The following is a 13,299-nucleotide window of genomic DNA, read 5'->3' as shown; positions in this document are numbered from 1 at the left end:
ACCAGGAGCGCATCTGCCGGTTGCACCTTCATTCCAACCGAACACCCGGCCGCAATTTGCATGCGCAGCTTGCGTTCGTACAATTGGTTTCAGAAGCGCCAGGAAAGTCGCACCACGGATGAAATCGAGAACCACGGAGAGGGAGTCAATGATGCAGGTGTTCGATTTCACGGAGTCTGGCTCAGGATTGCTGGTGAAGTATTCTGCGCACCATCGCAACGAGCTTTGCATACCCGCGGATGCGCCCGAGTTTTTCGGCATCGTCAAGGACAAGGAGTTCCTGGAAGTGCAGGGCGTGGTGGTGTGCTATCCGCGCGTGCACTGGGAGGGCCGGGCAATGAGTACCTTGTGCCATCCAGCCAACGTGGACCCGGTGCGACCACACGCCTTGCCCACGATCGACATCTGACCGGCCGCCCGCAACCGATCCGCCGCGCATCAAGACATCGATCTGATGTAGTGGACCTGGCTGCATTCTCGTTGAGGCCGACCGTCGATGCCCCTGACATCTGTTTGAATCTGGAGAGAAAAGACATGGCAATCTTTGACAACGTACTATTGACGCATGAAGTCCGCATGAACGGCGCGACGCTCGTCTCCGGTGATGAAACGTCGGTCAGTGTGATCTTCTATAACCTCACAGGCCGCAACTTCAGCCGGCCCGAGCCCTGGCGCACTGGCACCCACGCGGACTACCTGGCCATGATGGAGCGCGATTGGAAGGTGAGCTTTAGCGGTGCGCTCATCGAGTTGGCGAAGGTCGGCCAGACCGCCGTCGAATCCCATCAATTCGATTGAAGGAGCAGGGGATGGGCCTGCGGCCACCTCTGGTCGCCGTTGGTGTCCACATGTCGGCCACTTTCGCTCGCGTCCGGATTTGATTGCTCGCGGCGGTTCGCCCATGTCCAGGTCGACGATAGTGATATCAAGAGCGTTGGGGGCCAGTCATCCTGAACTGCTGGGCGCAAAAAGAAAAACCCGATTCAAAGAACCGGGCTCTCTTGTAGATCACTTCCTTGCATCTCTGCTTGCTTAAGGCCCGTCAAGCATCTATCAGCGACATTTGATTGCTAACCGGTTGGCTGATGGCGGCCGGTACCAACCACGATACGCTTTGGGACGGGAGCCTTGTGAGCCGGTCCAACAACTCGCTGTCGCTGTCCACGATAATCTCGAAACCACCGTCGCGATGCACCACCGGTACTTGCTCGGGCAGTTTGGCCAACTTCTCGCGGTAGTAGTCTTCTTCGACCGGCACAGACAAATCGACAAACACCTTGATGGCACCAGTCATTACAGGAGCACTGGTAATCGCATCGCGGTAGGCCTTGATGCGTTTGCGGTAACAACCTGGCGTGGCCAGCTCATCGCGCCACAGGTTGGCAACGAAGGTGCCCACAGCCGAATACTCCCATCCCCCGCAGAACCAGCTTCCGTCGGGCCGCTGAATCAAACGATTTTCGCGGTCCACTTTGCGGAACGCGGGCGTGGAAGCATCCGTACACTTTTGCTGCTCCGGGCTATAACCCAGACCGGAATCACGGGCTGCGTACAGTGGTGCCGAGGAAGCGTTCATCAAACGCCAAGGCGCCAGGCTGCCACCTTTGTACAACGCACACAGCAGCTCGGCATCGCGGTACATGTTGACCGTGTAGGTACCGCCGGCGGCCAGATGGTCGGCGATCTCCGGACGTCCGACACCGCTTAGCATCACGCGCACCTGTTCCATCCTGCTTTCGGGGATCGTCGCGTAGAAGGTATCTCCGGCCTTCAGATCAAAATCCCGGTTCGCTATCTGAACCGGATTGGCCAGTTCCTTCAACCATCCCGCGATGTAGCCCTCGGGCGTGATGTGGCCGCTACGGTTTTGCAGCATACCGCCTTCGCAGTTGGACCCTGCAAGGAAGATCCAGCGCATGACATGTTCCAGGACGCCGAAACATGTGCAGTGCCAGTCTGGTGTGTGTGGATAGCAGTTCTTTTCGAAGGTCTGCTCAAATAGAACATACACGGTTTTGCCGTCCATCGATTTGAAAGCAGAGGCCAGCTTGCCAGTTGTAACAGTCGCACCCATACATCCTCCTGAAAAAATGAAAGAGCGGGGATCGACGCACTTGGCGCCATCGTCCCGCTCGGGGTTGAAAAACATCGACACACAGAAGATCACGAAAGCATGGCGTTACGATTCCTCTTTAGCCAGCTCCATGCGTTCGTGCATTTCGCTTGCAAAGTCGTGCGACTCCATCAAACCGTAGCGGACCAGACGAAGCGGTATGTCTTGCGCATCGAGGTTGCCACTCTCAATGCGCTGCTGCATGAACGCCACCAAATCTGCCTCGGCCGGAACCACAGGCTTTGGGATGATCTTAAGCGACCGCTGGTCAACTTCAGCCATCGTCGCACCAGTCAGCATGCCTTCGCCGATCGCGTGCTCACACATCGCTTGCAGCCGTTCGGACAGTTCCGCAGGTGCTACGCCGTTCGGCGTGTACGTGACATCGAGCACCAAGCGCAGAGCGAGAGTATCGACCTGGTCGGTAGCGAGGGTCTCGCTGTGCGCTACCTGTGCAGCAGGTTCCTTGCTGTCCAGAAGGTCGAAAGGTACTTCGACCCCAAATTGCTCGCGCAATTTGAGCGCCGCGTTAGCGCCCAAACCGGCGATCGCGCGGCGCAGGGCCCGGGCATAGTCATCGCGATGGCCGCCGCCCAGGAGTCCTTTGGACAACAAGCCGTCGGTGTCCGCTTGCAAGAGCACGCCGACGAGTTCCAGCAGGGATTTTTCTACTTGAGTTTGCATTTCACTTTCCTTTGCAAAAGAAAATGAGATGGCGCCTCCCAACGAGGGAAGTGCACACCTCATGGGTTGGGAAACGGGATTGGAAGCGGGCGTGAGCGCCGCTAGTATTGAGAAATGCTTGGGCGACCGCTTGGGATCAGGCTAAGCTCACCTACTGGTGCCGCGAAGGCGCCGAAAGTGCCCTCAGCATACATTAAGACACTTGCCACGGCAACTGAGCTGTTCCGAGGGATCGCAGCGCGCGGCGCCGGCTGGGCGCTCTAAGGTTTCGCGGCGTTCGGTAGCGCTGATATCCGCGTCGGCAACCCATGGCCCTGGCGCCTGACTGACATCCCGCGACGCAGTCCACTCTGTAGCGCCGCGACAGCGCGCGTACCGCAGCCGTGCTACCGAGTTTGCGGCGTCTCGGTGCCAAGCTGGTGTGCACTCGGCCCCAGATCATTCTCGTAGCCGGCAGTTCTCGCGCCTTCGGTGATCTCGATCGGTTCGATGCCGGCCGTCCTAGCCTGCTGCTCCACGGCGCAATTTTGGAAGGCACCATGCGCTGCATCCCTGCGAGCCAATGTCGGCCGTGCCCGGCCGCGGAATTTGAATTTGACCACCCGGGATGACAACATGTTCTTGCCAGCTCGTTGTGCGGGTCGTGGAGTGCATCTTCGGCACAGCGATTGAGCGGCGTGAGAATTGGTGAGTTTCTTGCTGCTCAGCTGTTATAAAGTGGGAAAGATAATTCCCGAAAAAATCAACTACCAAAACAAGGGGGCCAGCTATGCCATTGGAAACGACTGTCGCCGGATCAGCGACCACTACACCTCACGTGCAAAGCGGTCCTGACTTGCCCGGTGGTTACTACAGCGTTGGCCCTGACATTCCGCACGGGACGTTTGACCTCGGCCTGGTGATGGCGGGCGCCATTTCGGCGGGTGCCTTCACCGCCGGCGTGCTCGACTTCCTGTTCGAGGCGCTCGACGCCTTCGAGTTTGAGAAGGACAGGCAACGCCAGATCCAGCCTGACCGACTTCGTTGGAATGTTCCTGGCCATGATGTACGCCTGCGCGTGATGGCCGGCGCGTCTGCCGGCAGTATCGCTGCGGCGGTCGCTGCCGTGGCGCTGCGTTATAAGTTCCCGCATGTGCATCCGCTGAAGGACGCCGAGAAGACGCTCAATCCTGTAACCGAGGATGCTGACAAAAACCCGTTCTTTCGGACCTGGGTAACGGACATCGACATTAAGAATTTGCTCAAGACGGTCGACCTGGAGGCCGGGGCGGCGCCGGTTATCTCGCTACTCGATTCTTCCTGCTTGCAGGACATCGGCGACACGTTGCTGCGCTATGGCACCGCCGACGGCGATGGCGAGGTGCCGTACGCAATCCGCCGCTATGTTGCCACCCCCGTTCGCTATGTGTTCAGCATCAACAGCCTTCGGGGCGTTCCGTATTTCGTCCCCATGCAAGGCAACACCGATGCGGGTTTTGGCATGGTGGCACATGGTGACTACGCCAGCTTTGCCATCAACTATGGCCAGGGACAATGCCCGCCAAGCAAAGCTGACGATGTTCCGCTGTCGTTCCCGAATGGTATGACAAGCTGGAAGGAGTTGGTCAATTGCGCGCTCGCCTCCGGCGCCTTCCCCGCGTTTCTGGCACCGCGCGAACTTTCCGCGCCCGGCCGGCGCTACGACTATCGCTTTGTGCTGGCACCTGGTGCTTCACCCGACAAGGTGTGTGCCGTTCAGGTGGAGCCCAAGTGGCAGGGTGGCGTTGTGCCCGCGCCTTATACGAGCGTGCTGGTCGATGGCGGCACCATCAATAACGAACCGCTGGAGTTCGCTCGAACCGAGCTCGCTGGGCTTGCCGGTCGTTGCCCGCGCTCCGGTGATGATGCCGATCGGGCTACGATCCTCATCGATCCCTTTCCTGATTACGCGTCGGTCATGGATGATCAAAAGCTTGGGCAGAACCCGGAACTCTTCGCCGCTCTTGGCGGCCTTCTGGGGGGCTGGAAGAGCCAAGCGCGGTTTGCCTCGGGAGATCTCGCCTTGGCTCACTCGGAAAACGTATATAGCCGCTTCCTCATCGCACCCGATCGCGATAAGTCTGAAGCTAGCGCGCACTATGACTTAGCTTGTGGCGCCCTTGGCGGCTTTTCGGGCTTTCTCGACAGCTCCTTCCGTCGCCATGATTACCTTCTTGGCCGGCGCAACTGCCAGCAATTCTTGCGCATGCATTTCGCAGTCCCCGTGACCAATAAGGTGATCAAGTCCGCCGTCAACCCGGATCTATTGAATAAGGAGCCTTGGATCTTTGTGCGCGACGGCGTATCGTTCATGCGCTTGATTCCCTTGTTCGGGTCCCTGGCGGAAGAGGAAGAGCTTCCGGCCTGGCCGCAGCCCTATGACCCTGAGCAGCTAAATGACCCCATTGCCGGGCGGATCAAGGTGGTTCTGGACCGGCTGGTCGCCACCAAGGCGCCGGGGCTTCTTCGAGTCCTCTATCCTTTTGTCTCATTCTTCGTGGGCGGTTGGCTGAGGAGCAAGGCAGCGGGGCTGATTGTCGAGGCTATCGGCAATAATTTGCGGCTGCGCAACCTGGCCAAGCCGTCAAGCGACGCCTGACGATAGTGGCGCTCAGCATAGGGGCACCATGGCACTGCGCGCTAACCGCCGGCGCGCCTGCAGGCGCCGGCTGCAAGCCCGTCGTCTCACAACGGGAGCGCCGTAGACCGCTGCGGTCAAGTGTGCTGCAATAGGACCGTTGCCGGGGTGTTCCGGTATAACTTGTCGGAAGGCCCATGAACGTCTATGAGCAAGCGTAGCAACTTCCTGAGTGATCTGATTGGCGCGCCGTGGTGGTTGGGTGTTACCTTGGCCTTCTTTGTCTGGCTATTTTTCGCCCACCTCATCGATTTCGTTCACATCCCGGGCGCCGACGTAAATCCGTTTCTCCGGATGTTCGATGGCGCGCTACATCAGCCCGGCCTGCGCGACGTGAGTTGGCTGTTCGTAGCTGTTTGCTTGGTCGGTTCACTGGGCTCCTTGGTACGTTTGCTGCTGCGCGGACGCCTGTTTGATGCGCAAACAGATCGGGGCTCGATCCAGAAGCTGGACTGGCGCCAGTTCGAGCGGCTGGTGGCAGAAGCCTACGCGCGCCAGGGCTTTCGTGTTGGTGAAAACGGGCAGGGCGGAGCGGACGGCGGCGTTGACCTGTACCTGCATCGCGATGGGCAGAAAACCATCGTTCAGTGCAAACATTGGCGTTCAACCCGCGTCGGCTCGCCGGTGGTTCGCGAGATGTACGGCTTGATGCAGCATGAGGGGGCGAGCGCGGTCAAAATTGTCACGAGCGGCCACTTCACGGAGGATGCCCGGTTGTTCGCGCGCGATAAGCCGATCGATCTGGTCGACGGGCAGCGGCTGCACAAGCTGATCGGCGAACTTCAACGGGGCCGCCAAGACGAACCTTCCACGGAGGCGCTGGCCACGCAGTCGCCGGCCTGCCCGCAGTGCGGGGGCAGCATGGTCGAGCGCACAAATCGCCGGACCCATGAACGATTCCTGGGTTGCCACAACTACCCACGCTGCCGAGGCACGCTGCAGGTCCAATAGCCGTCATCGTATGGACTCGCGCGCTTATCGTCGTGCCACGGTAAAGGAAGTTGATCCTGAGGGCGGTTAGGCAGTTGAGGCAATGCTACGATAGTAGTTTGCATCTTGAATCGATGATCGATGCGGGCGAGCATCGTTGCATGAGACGATGATAGGGGGGAGAGCGTGCCTGTTATTGAGGAGGAGGCTATGATGAATGGGTATTTTGATAACAAAACTGCTGCTGCCGTCCTCGTTGTGCTGGCGTTGCTCGGTTCTGCTCTGTCAGGTTACGCGACCGGCTGGACGACGCAACCTGCTAGCCCGTCACAAATTCTGGCTGCGGGTGCATATCTGTTGTTGTCGTATGCAGTCGCGGTAGCTGCTGGCTTCCTTGCGAAGCGTTGCGAGATCGGCGCTCGCGAAAGATAAGATGGCTGTCTTGCCTCGGTTCATTCCGGCTGGCCGAAGTGTTGCGTCACCACTGGAGGGCGCAAGCGTCCCACCTTCAGATACGCGTAACGCCCACAAAGGCGCTGCGCCCCTGCCCCGTATGGTGTTTGGCACCGTTGTTGGCGCGGCCGCGCATGGCGGCGACGTTACAACTGTCGGCACCATGCGGTTGATCACGCCGCTGTTTTACTCGGTGCCGTCCATGCCCGCCACTTCAGGGTAGACCTTCTTGGCCTCGTCGTCTGCGAGGTATACCCGTTCGTCCTCCAGCGGCGCTCCGGAGTTGGTGTGTATCTTGTCTGATAGCAGCGTCATGCTGTGCAGATGGATTGGCAGGCCCTTGACGCCGGCGAAGTCGATGCGGTAGTCCAGGCGATTGTTGCGCACCATGTTAAATTTGGTCGATACCTTGCGGATGTACGCCAGTATTTCGCCGTCCGTGTAGACCCGCTCGATGATTGGATCCCGCGTCTTGATCTCGCCCCTCTGCTTGAGGAAGAACCAGCCATTGGCGGGACTGGTGTCGAAGGTCACTGTCTTGCGCACGTCGCAGGCCTTGCTGTAATACGCCAAGTGCTGCGCCAGGCCGCCTCCCAAGGAATGGCCCACCAGGTCGATCGGCGCCTGCGCATTCTCGGCGCCGTTGGACGCCGCCTTGCAGGTTGGACTTGATGCCACCTTGGGTAGGACAGTGGCCAAAGCCTGCACCAGGCGCGCGCCCTGGATACGGGTCTGCGCGAATTGCTGGTTGGTCCCCAGGCCAAAATCGATATTGCTAAAGTTGGCTATCCAGTCTTCACGCCATTGGTACTTGGTATTCTCCGTCCCGCGAAAGGCGATCACCGCTTGTAGGGGCTGGCCGGCGGCGTCGAGATGGATGTAGGTTTCGTAGTCGAGTCCTCTGCCACTTTGGCATGGCTGCAAGGGCTCCGGGCCCGAGTCCATGTGCAGACGTTTGATCACCGCGTTGTCGAGCCGTTGCCAGCCTTCGGGCAGGTTTAAGGTGAGCGTCTTCGGATCGCCGGACGCGACGTAGTCGCACCCCTGTTGCAGCCGATCCTTCGCTGAAGGAAATTCGTGGCGGTAGGTGGCGTCGGCCATCTCAGCGTACGGATCCAGACGGCGCATGAGGCTTATCACCTCATCGGCCGGCAAGGTTTTCTTGCTCCAGCCCGCACTGGTGTGCGCTGATTCTTCAACGCTGGCGCCGGCCATGCTGGCTGGCGCGGTTGTGCCGCAGCCGGCGGCACAGGCCAGCACAGCCAGTGGGGCGATTTGGTAGAAGCGATTTTTCATAGGTCTCATCCCTTGCTGTTGGTCTTGTCAGGAGTGGCGTCCGACGCCAGGTGGCGTCGAAACATAAAAATAGCATATTTTCAACTTTGTCCGGTCGTGCTGCCTCGGTCTTATTGGGCCGACTGACGTGTTGCGATATTGGGCGCCAGTGTGATGCCGCTACCCAGGCGGGCCCTGCGAAAGCCAAGATCGCAGCGGTAGCAGCCAAACTGCCGCGTAGTCCGCTGTAAGGGGCAGCCTGGACGCACGGAGACGCGAGACAACCTCGGCAACGGTCCCCGACGCCCTGTTGTAATCACATGTGATAACATCGAAGTTTGACTCTGACCACTGCTGTGATTACACTGTAATCACAATGCGAGCTAAAATGAAACTGCGAAAAGTTGGCAATTCCCTTGGTGTGACGTTCACCAAAGAGACACTGGCTAGCGCCGGTTTTGCTGAAGGGCAGGAGCTTGAAATACAGGCTTCACATGGGCAGATTAAGATTGTTCCGGCGGTAGCGAGTGGGGTGGTCGTTTCCTTCACGCCGGCAGAGGCTAAGGCCCTGGCCAACGGTAAGATGGAAACGAAGGTTGGCCAAGCGGCCCTGAACAAAGTGCGTCGCGGCATCGACGCCTCATGAAGGGGAACTTCAATGAAGTTCGAAACCATCCGGGCGGGCGAAACCTACTACACGGTGAAGCGTCAAAGAATGGGCAATACCACCATGAGCACGGTGGTGGTGCACCCGGTGAAGGTGATCTCGGTGGACGTCGAGCGCAGGACCATCCGCGCATCGTGGAACGATAATCCAGAGCGCGCCTTCTTTGCGGGCGACTACAAGAGCTGGCGCGCGACTCGGCCCGTTCTCGTCGGGACGCTACAAAAGCGTCTCGCCCCCCGCGAAGATCTGGTGACAATGAAGGCCGCGAAGAACAGCGCCGGCGCGGTTTAACGGACAAGGAAAATGGATGAATAAGGTCGAAAGTAAAAGCGAGGGTGTGCACGTGACAGAAGGGGTGTCGGGTACCTGGTTCTACCACCTCTCGGCAGCGGGAACCGACGTACATGGCCTATGCGGCGCCCAGACTATGCATACCGCGATTCCGTTGGCCCGTTGGGGCGCGAAAGGCCATCTGAACGAACGCTACTGCTCGCAATGCCAGGGCTTGGGCGAAGTTCAATTGCGCGAGGCCGGCGCCATCCTTCCAGCCTGAGAGTAGAGCCGTGATTTTTCTCGCCCATGACTCGCTGGAGCAAGCACAGGAATCGGCCAAGGCACTGGCCGCCCTGGGGCAGCATGCCCGCAAGTTGCTGGCGGAGTGCGTCGAGAGCACCGGGGTAAAGCGCAAGCAGGTCTCGGCGGCCGCATTGGCGCTAGAGAGTCAAGGCTTTCTCTTCGTGCGGGACATCGGCACGCTATGGCAGGCACAATTTGAATTGATGCCATCGCTGCAGGGCGAGGAAGCCTTGCAAGTTCTGGACGAGGGACATGAGGGTTGAGATGCTGAAGCAGCTGCCAAACATGAAAGCGCCGTGCAAAGACTGTCCATTCCGAAAGGACTCCTCGAAGGGATGGTTGGGAGCTGAGCGGATGGCGGAGATCCTGGAGGCTGACTCGTTTGTCTGCCACAAGAGGAACGACCGGCAATGTGCAGGGCACATGCTCATCAACGGGGACAGCAATGCGTTCGTGCGACTGGCCGCATGTCTTCGGCTGGAACTGAACTTGACCGGCGCCGAACTGGTCTTCGCGAGCAAGGCAGCCTGCATCGAGCACCACAAAAATTGAAGGGAAACGCGCGCATCAACATGAAAACCAAATCCATAAAACCAAAGAAGCCTGCCGATCTGTCAGACGAGTATTGGGGTCGGCTGAGCGATAGCGACAAGGCTTTGTACGAGCGTATCCGGCCAGTCGTGGCCGCAAGCTATGAAATCGATGTCGGCCTTCACCAAATCGAATCATTCCTGAAGGAGCAAGAGGAAGCCATGCGATCGATGGGCGGCCTCTTGGAGTTAGAGCCGGACTACCAGCGCGGCCACGTTTGGACGCACGAGCAGCGCGTGCGCTACGTCGAATCGTTGATTCGGGGGCGGGCTCCAAGGCTGGTCATGTTCAACTGCCCTGGCTGGACCCGCGGCAAACAGTTGGGCGACATCCCTGGTCACCACTTCCAGTGTATTGATGGCCTGCAGCGGCTCACGACGCTTCGCATGTTCATGCGCGATGAGGTGCAGGTTTTCGACGGACTTACCGCGACCGCGCTGAGTGGCACGCCGTTCGATCCAAAGCGGCTGCGAATTCGCGTCGGTGTCTATGAGTTCGTCACTCGCGTGGAATTGTTGCAGTTCTATCTGGATCTCAACGCCGGCGGCACGGTTCATCCGAAGGAGGAGCTAGACCGGGTTCGCGCGCTGCTGACCCAAGCTAACCACTGAACAATCGGAAGGGAACGACAAGATGAAATCGAAACTCACCCCGGCCCAGATGGCGCTACTCAAGGAGCGTACCGGATCGTGCATCGACACCTACAAGCCATACTTGAAGTTGAAGGAACTGGGCCTGGTCGACAGTACGCCCCGCGGCTACAGCAACGTGGAATGGAGAATCACCGCCAACGGTGAGCAAATGCTGGCCAACGCCGGCGCCTGAGCGAAGGAACACGACCATGAGCAAGATCCGAGCACAAATCTCTTTTGATGATGCCGGGGCCACTATCATGCCGATGGGCTCTAACTTTACGCTGAAGGACAAGCAGGGCAATGAGATTACGTTCACGCTTAGCGCGCTGCTGCGCTGCATGGCGATCGCAGAGCATGAAAAGTTGGTGCCGGCGCTACCAGGTGAGTTCTGGCAGCAGGTCGAAGCCAAGATCAAGTCGAACTGAATCGATGAAAACAATGTTCCCGAAGCACAAGAAAGCCAGATGTGGCGGGCCCCTGGCGGTGGCTACCACAGCGCGGCGAGATGCTCCGCAACGCCGGCCGAGTTTGCTGGTGGTATCGGCGGGCAGTCTGCTTGGAAATACGGGCGCGCGCTGGTCTTGACCGACGGTAATCTGAGCGGAAGGAAGGGATACAAATGACGAGAGACGAATGCCTGAAGGCCGTTAGCGGCGCATTTAATGGTGCGTATGCCTGGGCCACGATTGGAAGCTGGGCTATCACAATCGAGGCCGTGCCGGAGCGCACACTGGTTATGTCGGCCGCCTGGGTGGCTGAAAACATTCAGCCTGTCGGCGAACGCGCACGTGGAATGTCTGCCGATCAATTGCAAGCGCAGGTGCAATCCATGGGCGCCAATCAATGGACGTGCGACGCGAAGGGGAATCTGTTCGCCATGCTTCGTCATAACGGACAGTGACGGAAAATCCCGATGACCAAGACGAACTGGCAAACAATCGATAAAGCGCCAAAGAACGGTGAGGAACTGGTTGTGACCGACTTTCGTGGTCCGCCGCAGTTTGCGACCTGGACCAAGAGTGAGCACTATGTTGAGGGCGGATTTTGGCGTAATCGTGATGGACGCCACCGCGAAACGCCGACTCATTTTTTGCAACTGCCGCCATCTGTCAGCAAATAGGGAAACCGCGCCAATGACAATTCATGAGAACTGCCCCATTTGCGGCAGCCAACCCGAAGTCACGAAGGGTAAGACGTACTGGACTGCGCACTGCCCGAATCAGCACCTGCGCAGGATCGCGGCCACGCCGATGAAGACCAAGACCGCTGCACTTGAGGCGTGGGACGAGGACGTCAAGCAGAAACGGATTTGAGCGAGGAGAAGCAAATGGAAGCCAGAGAAGCGCTCGCCCGCGCAAGGTCTTGGTCGTCACCCGGTGTGCGTCCGCAACCTGAAACTGCCAAAGAGGTGGCGTCTACCCTTGCCGATCGTGTTGAGGCGCTTGAACGTGCTGCAGCGGCAGTGTTGCGCAATGCGCTCGACGCGGTGGAAGTTCATCCCTGTGACGTCCATGACGACGCCGTGCGTGCAAAGGGCCTACGAGGGCCAATGGCAGACCTCTATGCCGCCGTAAAGAACACGCAATAGCATGGGCGATACCCTTGAGCGCTATGTCGACGATGCCTTCAAGTCGCTCGATGCGCTCAGTGCCGCTTTTGCCGAGACCGCCGAGTATCTGAATGAACCTGTGGAACTGTGAGAGACGCACATGGATATTGAAGCTGGGAAGCTGTATTTCTTCACCAAGTCGGGCAACGAAGTTCGGGCGATTGAGCCGGCGCCGCCGTATATGCGCCAGCCCATGTGGGAGGTTGAGCGTACCCAGGGCGTGAGCGCCGGCAAGCGGATGGATGTGCCCGCCCGTGCCCTTGTGACGAGTCTCGACTGACCGGGGAGCGCGGATCATGGCCCCGATGGAGCTTCACTCCGAACTGCAGGAAGTACTCAAGGCCTAGATGATCGCCCCGGTTGTGCACTGCTACTGGTTGTGGCGCGCCGGCGGCTATCAGCGCAACAGCGCCGGTCATTCAGATCATCGGATCGATTACGGTCAGCTGGACGGAAGCACGGACTTCCTTAGCGCCTCGGTCGACCTGCGTTAGCAATGCCTGGCGCTAGGGCGGCGTGGTCTCCGTACGGGCAACGCTGGCCTTGTCGCAGGAGTGCGGCAACAACGATCTCATCATCGAATAGCGAAAATACATCTGAAAGGGTAGGGACCATGGAACGAATCACCGCTGCGTCCGTGCTGCGCGCCATCGTCGACGACGGTTTTTTGTCCGAGTCGAATGTCGCACGCGCGCGTGAGGTGCTCTCCGCTATCGACACCGATGCCGCTGACGCGCCCGCCGGTGATTGGCGGGATGTCCTGGTCGGCATGCGCTTCGTCAACGGTGAACTGCGTCCCTCGGTGCGCTCCAACCCGGAGGCTCTCTACTTGGCCAGCGATGTGCACAGCGTGCTGATCGGGTTGATGGCGGCCGCCGCCTGGGCGCCGATCGGCGAGGCGCCGCGCGACGGCACCAAGGTACTGCTGGCCCGTGACGACGATGGTGTCAAGCGGCGTGTGGTTGGGTACTGGGCCTTGTCCAATGTATGGGCGTCGGGCGAGGGCAACGCGTACGAGCTGTATTTCCGGCCAACGTACTACATGCGCATGCCTGAGCTGCCAGCATCAGAGTAACCGTTTGCGGGCGGGGCGGCGCCGCGCTGTAGCGG

The 13,299-nt window shown here is 59.2% G+C and carries 21 protein-coding genes; 18 read left to right on the top strand and 3 right to left on the bottom strand.

What is annotated here, in order from left to right; all coding sequences use genetic code 11:
- The first annotated feature begins 148 nt into the window (after nt 1–148).
- Both GTP90_RS01600 and GTP90_RS01595 read left to right on the top strand, forming a co-directional pair.
- Nucleotides 149–409 carry a hypothetical protein gene (locus tag GTP90_RS01600; RefSeq protein WP_161081811.1) on the top strand — a complete coding sequence of 87 codons (261 nt, stop codon included), beginning with the start codon at nt 149–151 and terminating at the stop codon, nt 407–409.
- A 125-nt stretch (nt 410–534) separates the two neighbouring features.
- The gene (locus GTP90_RS01595) at nt 535–798 is read left to right on the top strand and encodes a DUF7688 family protein (RefSeq protein ID WP_161081810.1); all 264 of its coding nucleotides are present in this window, start codon (nt 535–537) and stop codon (nt 796–798) included.
- A gap of 244 nt (nt 799–1,042) precedes the next feature.
- Here the strand turns inward: GTP90_RS01595 and GTP90_RS01590 are convergent, their stop codons facing one another.
- Both GTP90_RS01590 and GTP90_RS36775 read right to left on the bottom strand, forming a co-directional pair.
- Nucleotides 1,043–2,074: a hypothetical protein gene (locus GTP90_RS01590; protein ID WP_161081809.1), complete on the bottom strand. Its 1,032-nt coding sequence runs from the start codon at nt 2,072–2,074 to the stop codon at nt 1,043–1,045.
- Nucleotides 2,075–2,179: 105 nt separating this feature from the next.
- The gene (locus GTP90_RS36775; RefSeq protein ID WP_254451685.1) at nt 2,180–2,797 is read right to left on the bottom strand and encodes a hypothetical protein; all 618 of its coding nucleotides are present in this window, start codon (nt 2,795–2,797) and stop codon (nt 2,180–2,182) included.
- A 769-nt stretch (nt 2,798–3,566) separates the two neighbouring features.
- Between GTP90_RS36775 and GTP90_RS01580 the strand changes: the two genes are divergently transcribed.
- The 3 genes from GTP90_RS01580 to GTP90_RS01570 all read left to right on the top strand — a co-directional run bounded on the left by GTP90_RS01580 (nt 3,567) and on the right by GTP90_RS01570 (nt 6,815).
- Nucleotides 3,567–5,414, top strand: a complete 1,848-nt coding sequence (locus tag GTP90_RS01580) for a patatin-like phospholipase family protein (RefSeq protein WP_161081808.1) — start codon at nt 3,567–3,569, stop codon at nt 5,412–5,414.
- A gap of 186 nt (nt 5,415–5,600) precedes the next feature.
- Complete coding sequence (locus GTP90_RS01575; protein ID WP_161082101.1) at nt 5,601–6,404, top strand: restriction endonuclease; 804 nt, start codon at nt 5,601–5,603, stop codon at nt 6,402–6,404.
- A 189-nt stretch (nt 6,405–6,593) separates the two neighbouring features.
- Nucleotides 6,594–6,815, top strand: coding sequence for a hypothetical protein (locus tag GTP90_RS01570; RefSeq protein WP_161081807.1), 222 nt, complete (start codon nt 6,594–6,596; stop codon nt 6,813–6,815).
- Nucleotides 6,816–7,022: 207 nt separating this feature from the next.
- Here GTP90_RS01570 and GTP90_RS01565 read toward each other — a convergent pair whose 3' ends face one another.
- A complete protein-coding gene (locus GTP90_RS01565; protein WP_161081806.1) occupies nt 7,023–8,132 on the bottom strand; it encodes a lipase family protein in 1,110 nt (369 codons plus the stop codon).
- A 367-nt stretch (nt 8,133–8,499) separates the two neighbouring features.
- Between GTP90_RS01565 and GTP90_RS01560 the strand changes: the two genes are divergently transcribed.
- From GTP90_RS01560 to GTP90_RS01500, 13 genes are all read left to right on the top strand, one after another.
- Complete coding sequence (locus tag GTP90_RS01560) at nt 8,500–8,757, top strand: AbrB/MazE/SpoVT family DNA-binding domain-containing protein (RefSeq protein WP_161081805.1); 258 nt, start codon at nt 8,500–8,502, stop codon at nt 8,755–8,757.
- 12 nt (nt 8,758–8,769) lie between these two features.
- The gene (locus tag GTP90_RS01555; protein ID WP_161081804.1) at nt 8,770–9,069 is read left to right on the top strand and encodes a hypothetical protein; all 300 of its coding nucleotides are present in this window, start codon (nt 8,770–8,772) and stop codon (nt 9,067–9,069) included.
- A gap of 16 nt (nt 9,070–9,085) precedes the next feature.
- The gene (locus tag GTP90_RS01550) at nt 9,086–9,331 is read left to right on the top strand and encodes a hypothetical protein (RefSeq protein WP_161081803.1); all 246 of its coding nucleotides are present in this window, start codon (nt 9,086–9,088) and stop codon (nt 9,329–9,331) included.
- A gap of 10 nt (nt 9,332–9,341) precedes the next feature.
- The gene (locus tag GTP90_RS01545) at nt 9,342–9,617 is read left to right on the top strand and encodes a hypothetical protein (protein ID WP_161081802.1); all 276 of its coding nucleotides are present in this window, start codon (nt 9,342–9,344) and stop codon (nt 9,615–9,617) included.
- Nucleotides 9,607–9,906, top strand: coding sequence for a DUF6283 family protein (locus tag GTP90_RS01540; protein ID WP_308937291.1), 300 nt, complete (start codon nt 9,607–9,609; stop codon nt 9,904–9,906). Before GTP90_RS01545 ends, GTP90_RS01540 begins: the two co-directional genes overlap by 11 nt.
- Before the next feature lie 20 nt (nt 9,907–9,926).
- On the top strand, nt 9,927–10,556 hold the full coding sequence (locus GTP90_RS01535) for a DUF262 domain-containing protein (RefSeq protein ID WP_161081801.1): 630 nt from the start codon (nt 9,927–9,929) through the stop codon (nt 10,554–10,556).
- Between the two features lie 22 nt (nt 10,557–10,578).
- Nucleotides 10,579–10,770: a hypothetical protein gene (locus GTP90_RS01530; RefSeq protein WP_161081800.1), complete on the top strand. Its 192-nt coding sequence runs from the start codon at nt 10,579–10,581 to the stop codon at nt 10,768–10,770.
- A 16-nt stretch (nt 10,771–10,786) separates the two neighbouring features.
- On the top strand, nt 10,787–11,005 hold the full coding sequence (locus GTP90_RS01525) for a hypothetical protein (protein WP_161081799.1): 219 nt from the start codon (nt 10,787–10,789) through the stop codon (nt 11,003–11,005).
- A gap of 194 nt (nt 11,006–11,199) precedes the next feature.
- Nucleotides 11,200–11,481 (top strand): hypothetical protein, encoded by a 282-nt coding sequence (locus tag GTP90_RS01520; RefSeq protein WP_161081798.1) that lies wholly within the window; start codon nt 11,200–11,202, stop codon nt 11,479–11,481.
- A gap of 12 nt (nt 11,482–11,493) precedes the next feature.
- Nucleotides 11,494–11,700, top strand: a complete 207-nt coding sequence (locus GTP90_RS01515) for a hypothetical protein (protein WP_161081797.1) — start codon at nt 11,494–11,496, stop codon at nt 11,698–11,700.
- Between the two features lie 207 nt (nt 11,701–11,907).
- Complete coding sequence (locus GTP90_RS01510; protein WP_161081796.1) at nt 11,908–12,168, top strand: hypothetical protein; 261 nt, start codon at nt 11,908–11,910, stop codon at nt 12,166–12,168.
- Between the two features lie 121 nt (nt 12,169–12,289).
- Nucleotides 12,290–12,469, top strand: coding sequence for a hypothetical protein (locus tag GTP90_RS01505; RefSeq protein WP_161081795.1), 180 nt, complete (start codon nt 12,290–12,292; stop codon nt 12,467–12,469).
- Between the two features lie 333 nt (nt 12,470–12,802).
- Nucleotides 12,803–13,264, top strand: a complete 462-nt coding sequence (locus GTP90_RS01500; RefSeq protein WP_161081794.1) for a hypothetical protein — start codon at nt 12,803–12,805, stop codon at nt 13,262–13,264.
- The last annotated feature ends 35 nt before the right edge of the window (nt 13,265–13,299 follow it).

The organism is Duganella vulcania (assembly GCF_009857655.1).
Lineage (GTDB): Bacteria > Pseudomonadota > Gammaproteobacteria > Burkholderiales > Burkholderiaceae_D > Rugamonas > Rugamonas vulcania.
Note: the sequence above shows the minus strand (reverse complement) of the source record. Positions and strands in the feature narration are given on the sequence as shown.

What these genes read in the sequence shown, in the direction of transcription:
- GTP90_RS01530 (WP_161081800.1), top strand. Translation starts at nt 10,579, where the DNA reads ATGAAATCGAAACTCACCCCGGCCCAGATGGCGCTACTCAAGGAGCGT.
- GTP90_RS01565 (WP_161081806.1), bottom strand. Translation starts at nt 8,132, where the DNA reads ATGAAAAATCGCTTCTACCAAATCGCCCCACTGGCTGTGCTGGCCTGT.
- GTP90_RS36775 (WP_254451685.1), bottom strand. Translation starts at nt 2,797, where the DNA reads ATGCAAACTCAAGTAGAAAAATCCCTGCTGGAACTCGTCGGCGTGCTC.
- GTP90_RS01575 (WP_161082101.1), top strand. Translation starts at nt 5,601, where the DNA reads ATGAGCAAGCGTAGCAACTTCCTGAGTGATCTGATTGGCGCGCCGTGG.
- GTP90_RS01590 (WP_161081809.1), bottom strand. Translation starts at nt 2,074, where the DNA reads ATGGGTGCGACTGTTACAACTGGCAAGCTGGCCTCTGCTTTCAAATCG.
- GTP90_RS01600 (WP_161081811.1), top strand. Translation starts at nt 149, where the DNA reads ATGATGCAGGTGTTCGATTTCACGGAGTCTGGCTCAGGATTGCTGGTG.
- GTP90_RS01555 (WP_161081804.1), top strand. Translation starts at nt 8,770, where the DNA reads ATGAAGTTCGAAACCATCCGGGCGGGCGAAACCTACTACACGGTGAAG.
- GTP90_RS01580 (WP_161081808.1), top strand. Translation starts at nt 3,567, where the DNA reads ATGCCATTGGAAACGACTGTCGCCGGATCAGCGACCACTACACCTCAC.
- GTP90_RS01525 (WP_161081799.1), top strand. Translation starts at nt 10,787, where the DNA reads ATGAGCAAGATCCGAGCACAAATCTCTTTTGATGATGCCGGGGCCACT.
- GTP90_RS01515 (WP_161081797.1), top strand. Translation starts at nt 11,494, where the DNA reads ATGACCAAGACGAACTGGCAAACAATCGATAAAGCGCCAAAGAACGGT.
- GTP90_RS01595 (WP_161081810.1), top strand. Translation starts at nt 535, where the DNA reads ATGGCAATCTTTGACAACGTACTATTGACGCATGAAGTCCGCATGAAC.
- GTP90_RS01570 (WP_161081807.1), top strand. Translation starts at nt 6,594, where the DNA reads ATGATGAATGGGTATTTTGATAACAAAACTGCTGCTGCCGTCCTCGTT.
- GTP90_RS01510 (WP_161081796.1), top strand. Translation starts at nt 11,908, where the DNA reads ATGGAAGCCAGAGAAGCGCTCGCCCGCGCAAGGTCTTGGTCGTCACCC.
- GTP90_RS01505 (WP_161081795.1), top strand. Translation starts at nt 12,290, where the DNA reads ATGGATATTGAAGCTGGGAAGCTGTATTTCTTCACCAAGTCGGGCAAC.
- GTP90_RS01540 (WP_308937291.1), top strand. Translation starts at nt 9,607, where the DNA reads ATGAGGGTTGAGATGCTGAAGCAGCTGCCAAACATGAAAGCGCCGTGC.
- GTP90_RS01550 (WP_161081803.1), top strand. Translation starts at nt 9,086, where the DNA reads ATGAATAAGGTCGAAAGTAAAAGCGAGGGTGTGCACGTGACAGAAGGG.
- GTP90_RS01560 (WP_161081805.1), top strand. Translation starts at nt 8,500, where the DNA reads ATGAAACTGCGAAAAGTTGGCAATTCCCTTGGTGTGACGTTCACCAAA.
- GTP90_RS01535 (WP_161081801.1), top strand. Translation starts at nt 9,927, where the DNA reads ATGAAAACCAAATCCATAAAACCAAAGAAGCCTGCCGATCTGTCAGAC.
- GTP90_RS01520 (WP_161081798.1), top strand. Translation starts at nt 11,200, where the DNA reads ATGACGAGAGACGAATGCCTGAAGGCCGTTAGCGGCGCATTTAATGGT.
- GTP90_RS01500 (WP_161081794.1), top strand. Translation starts at nt 12,803, where the DNA reads ATGGAACGAATCACCGCTGCGTCCGTGCTGCGCGCCATCGTCGACGAC.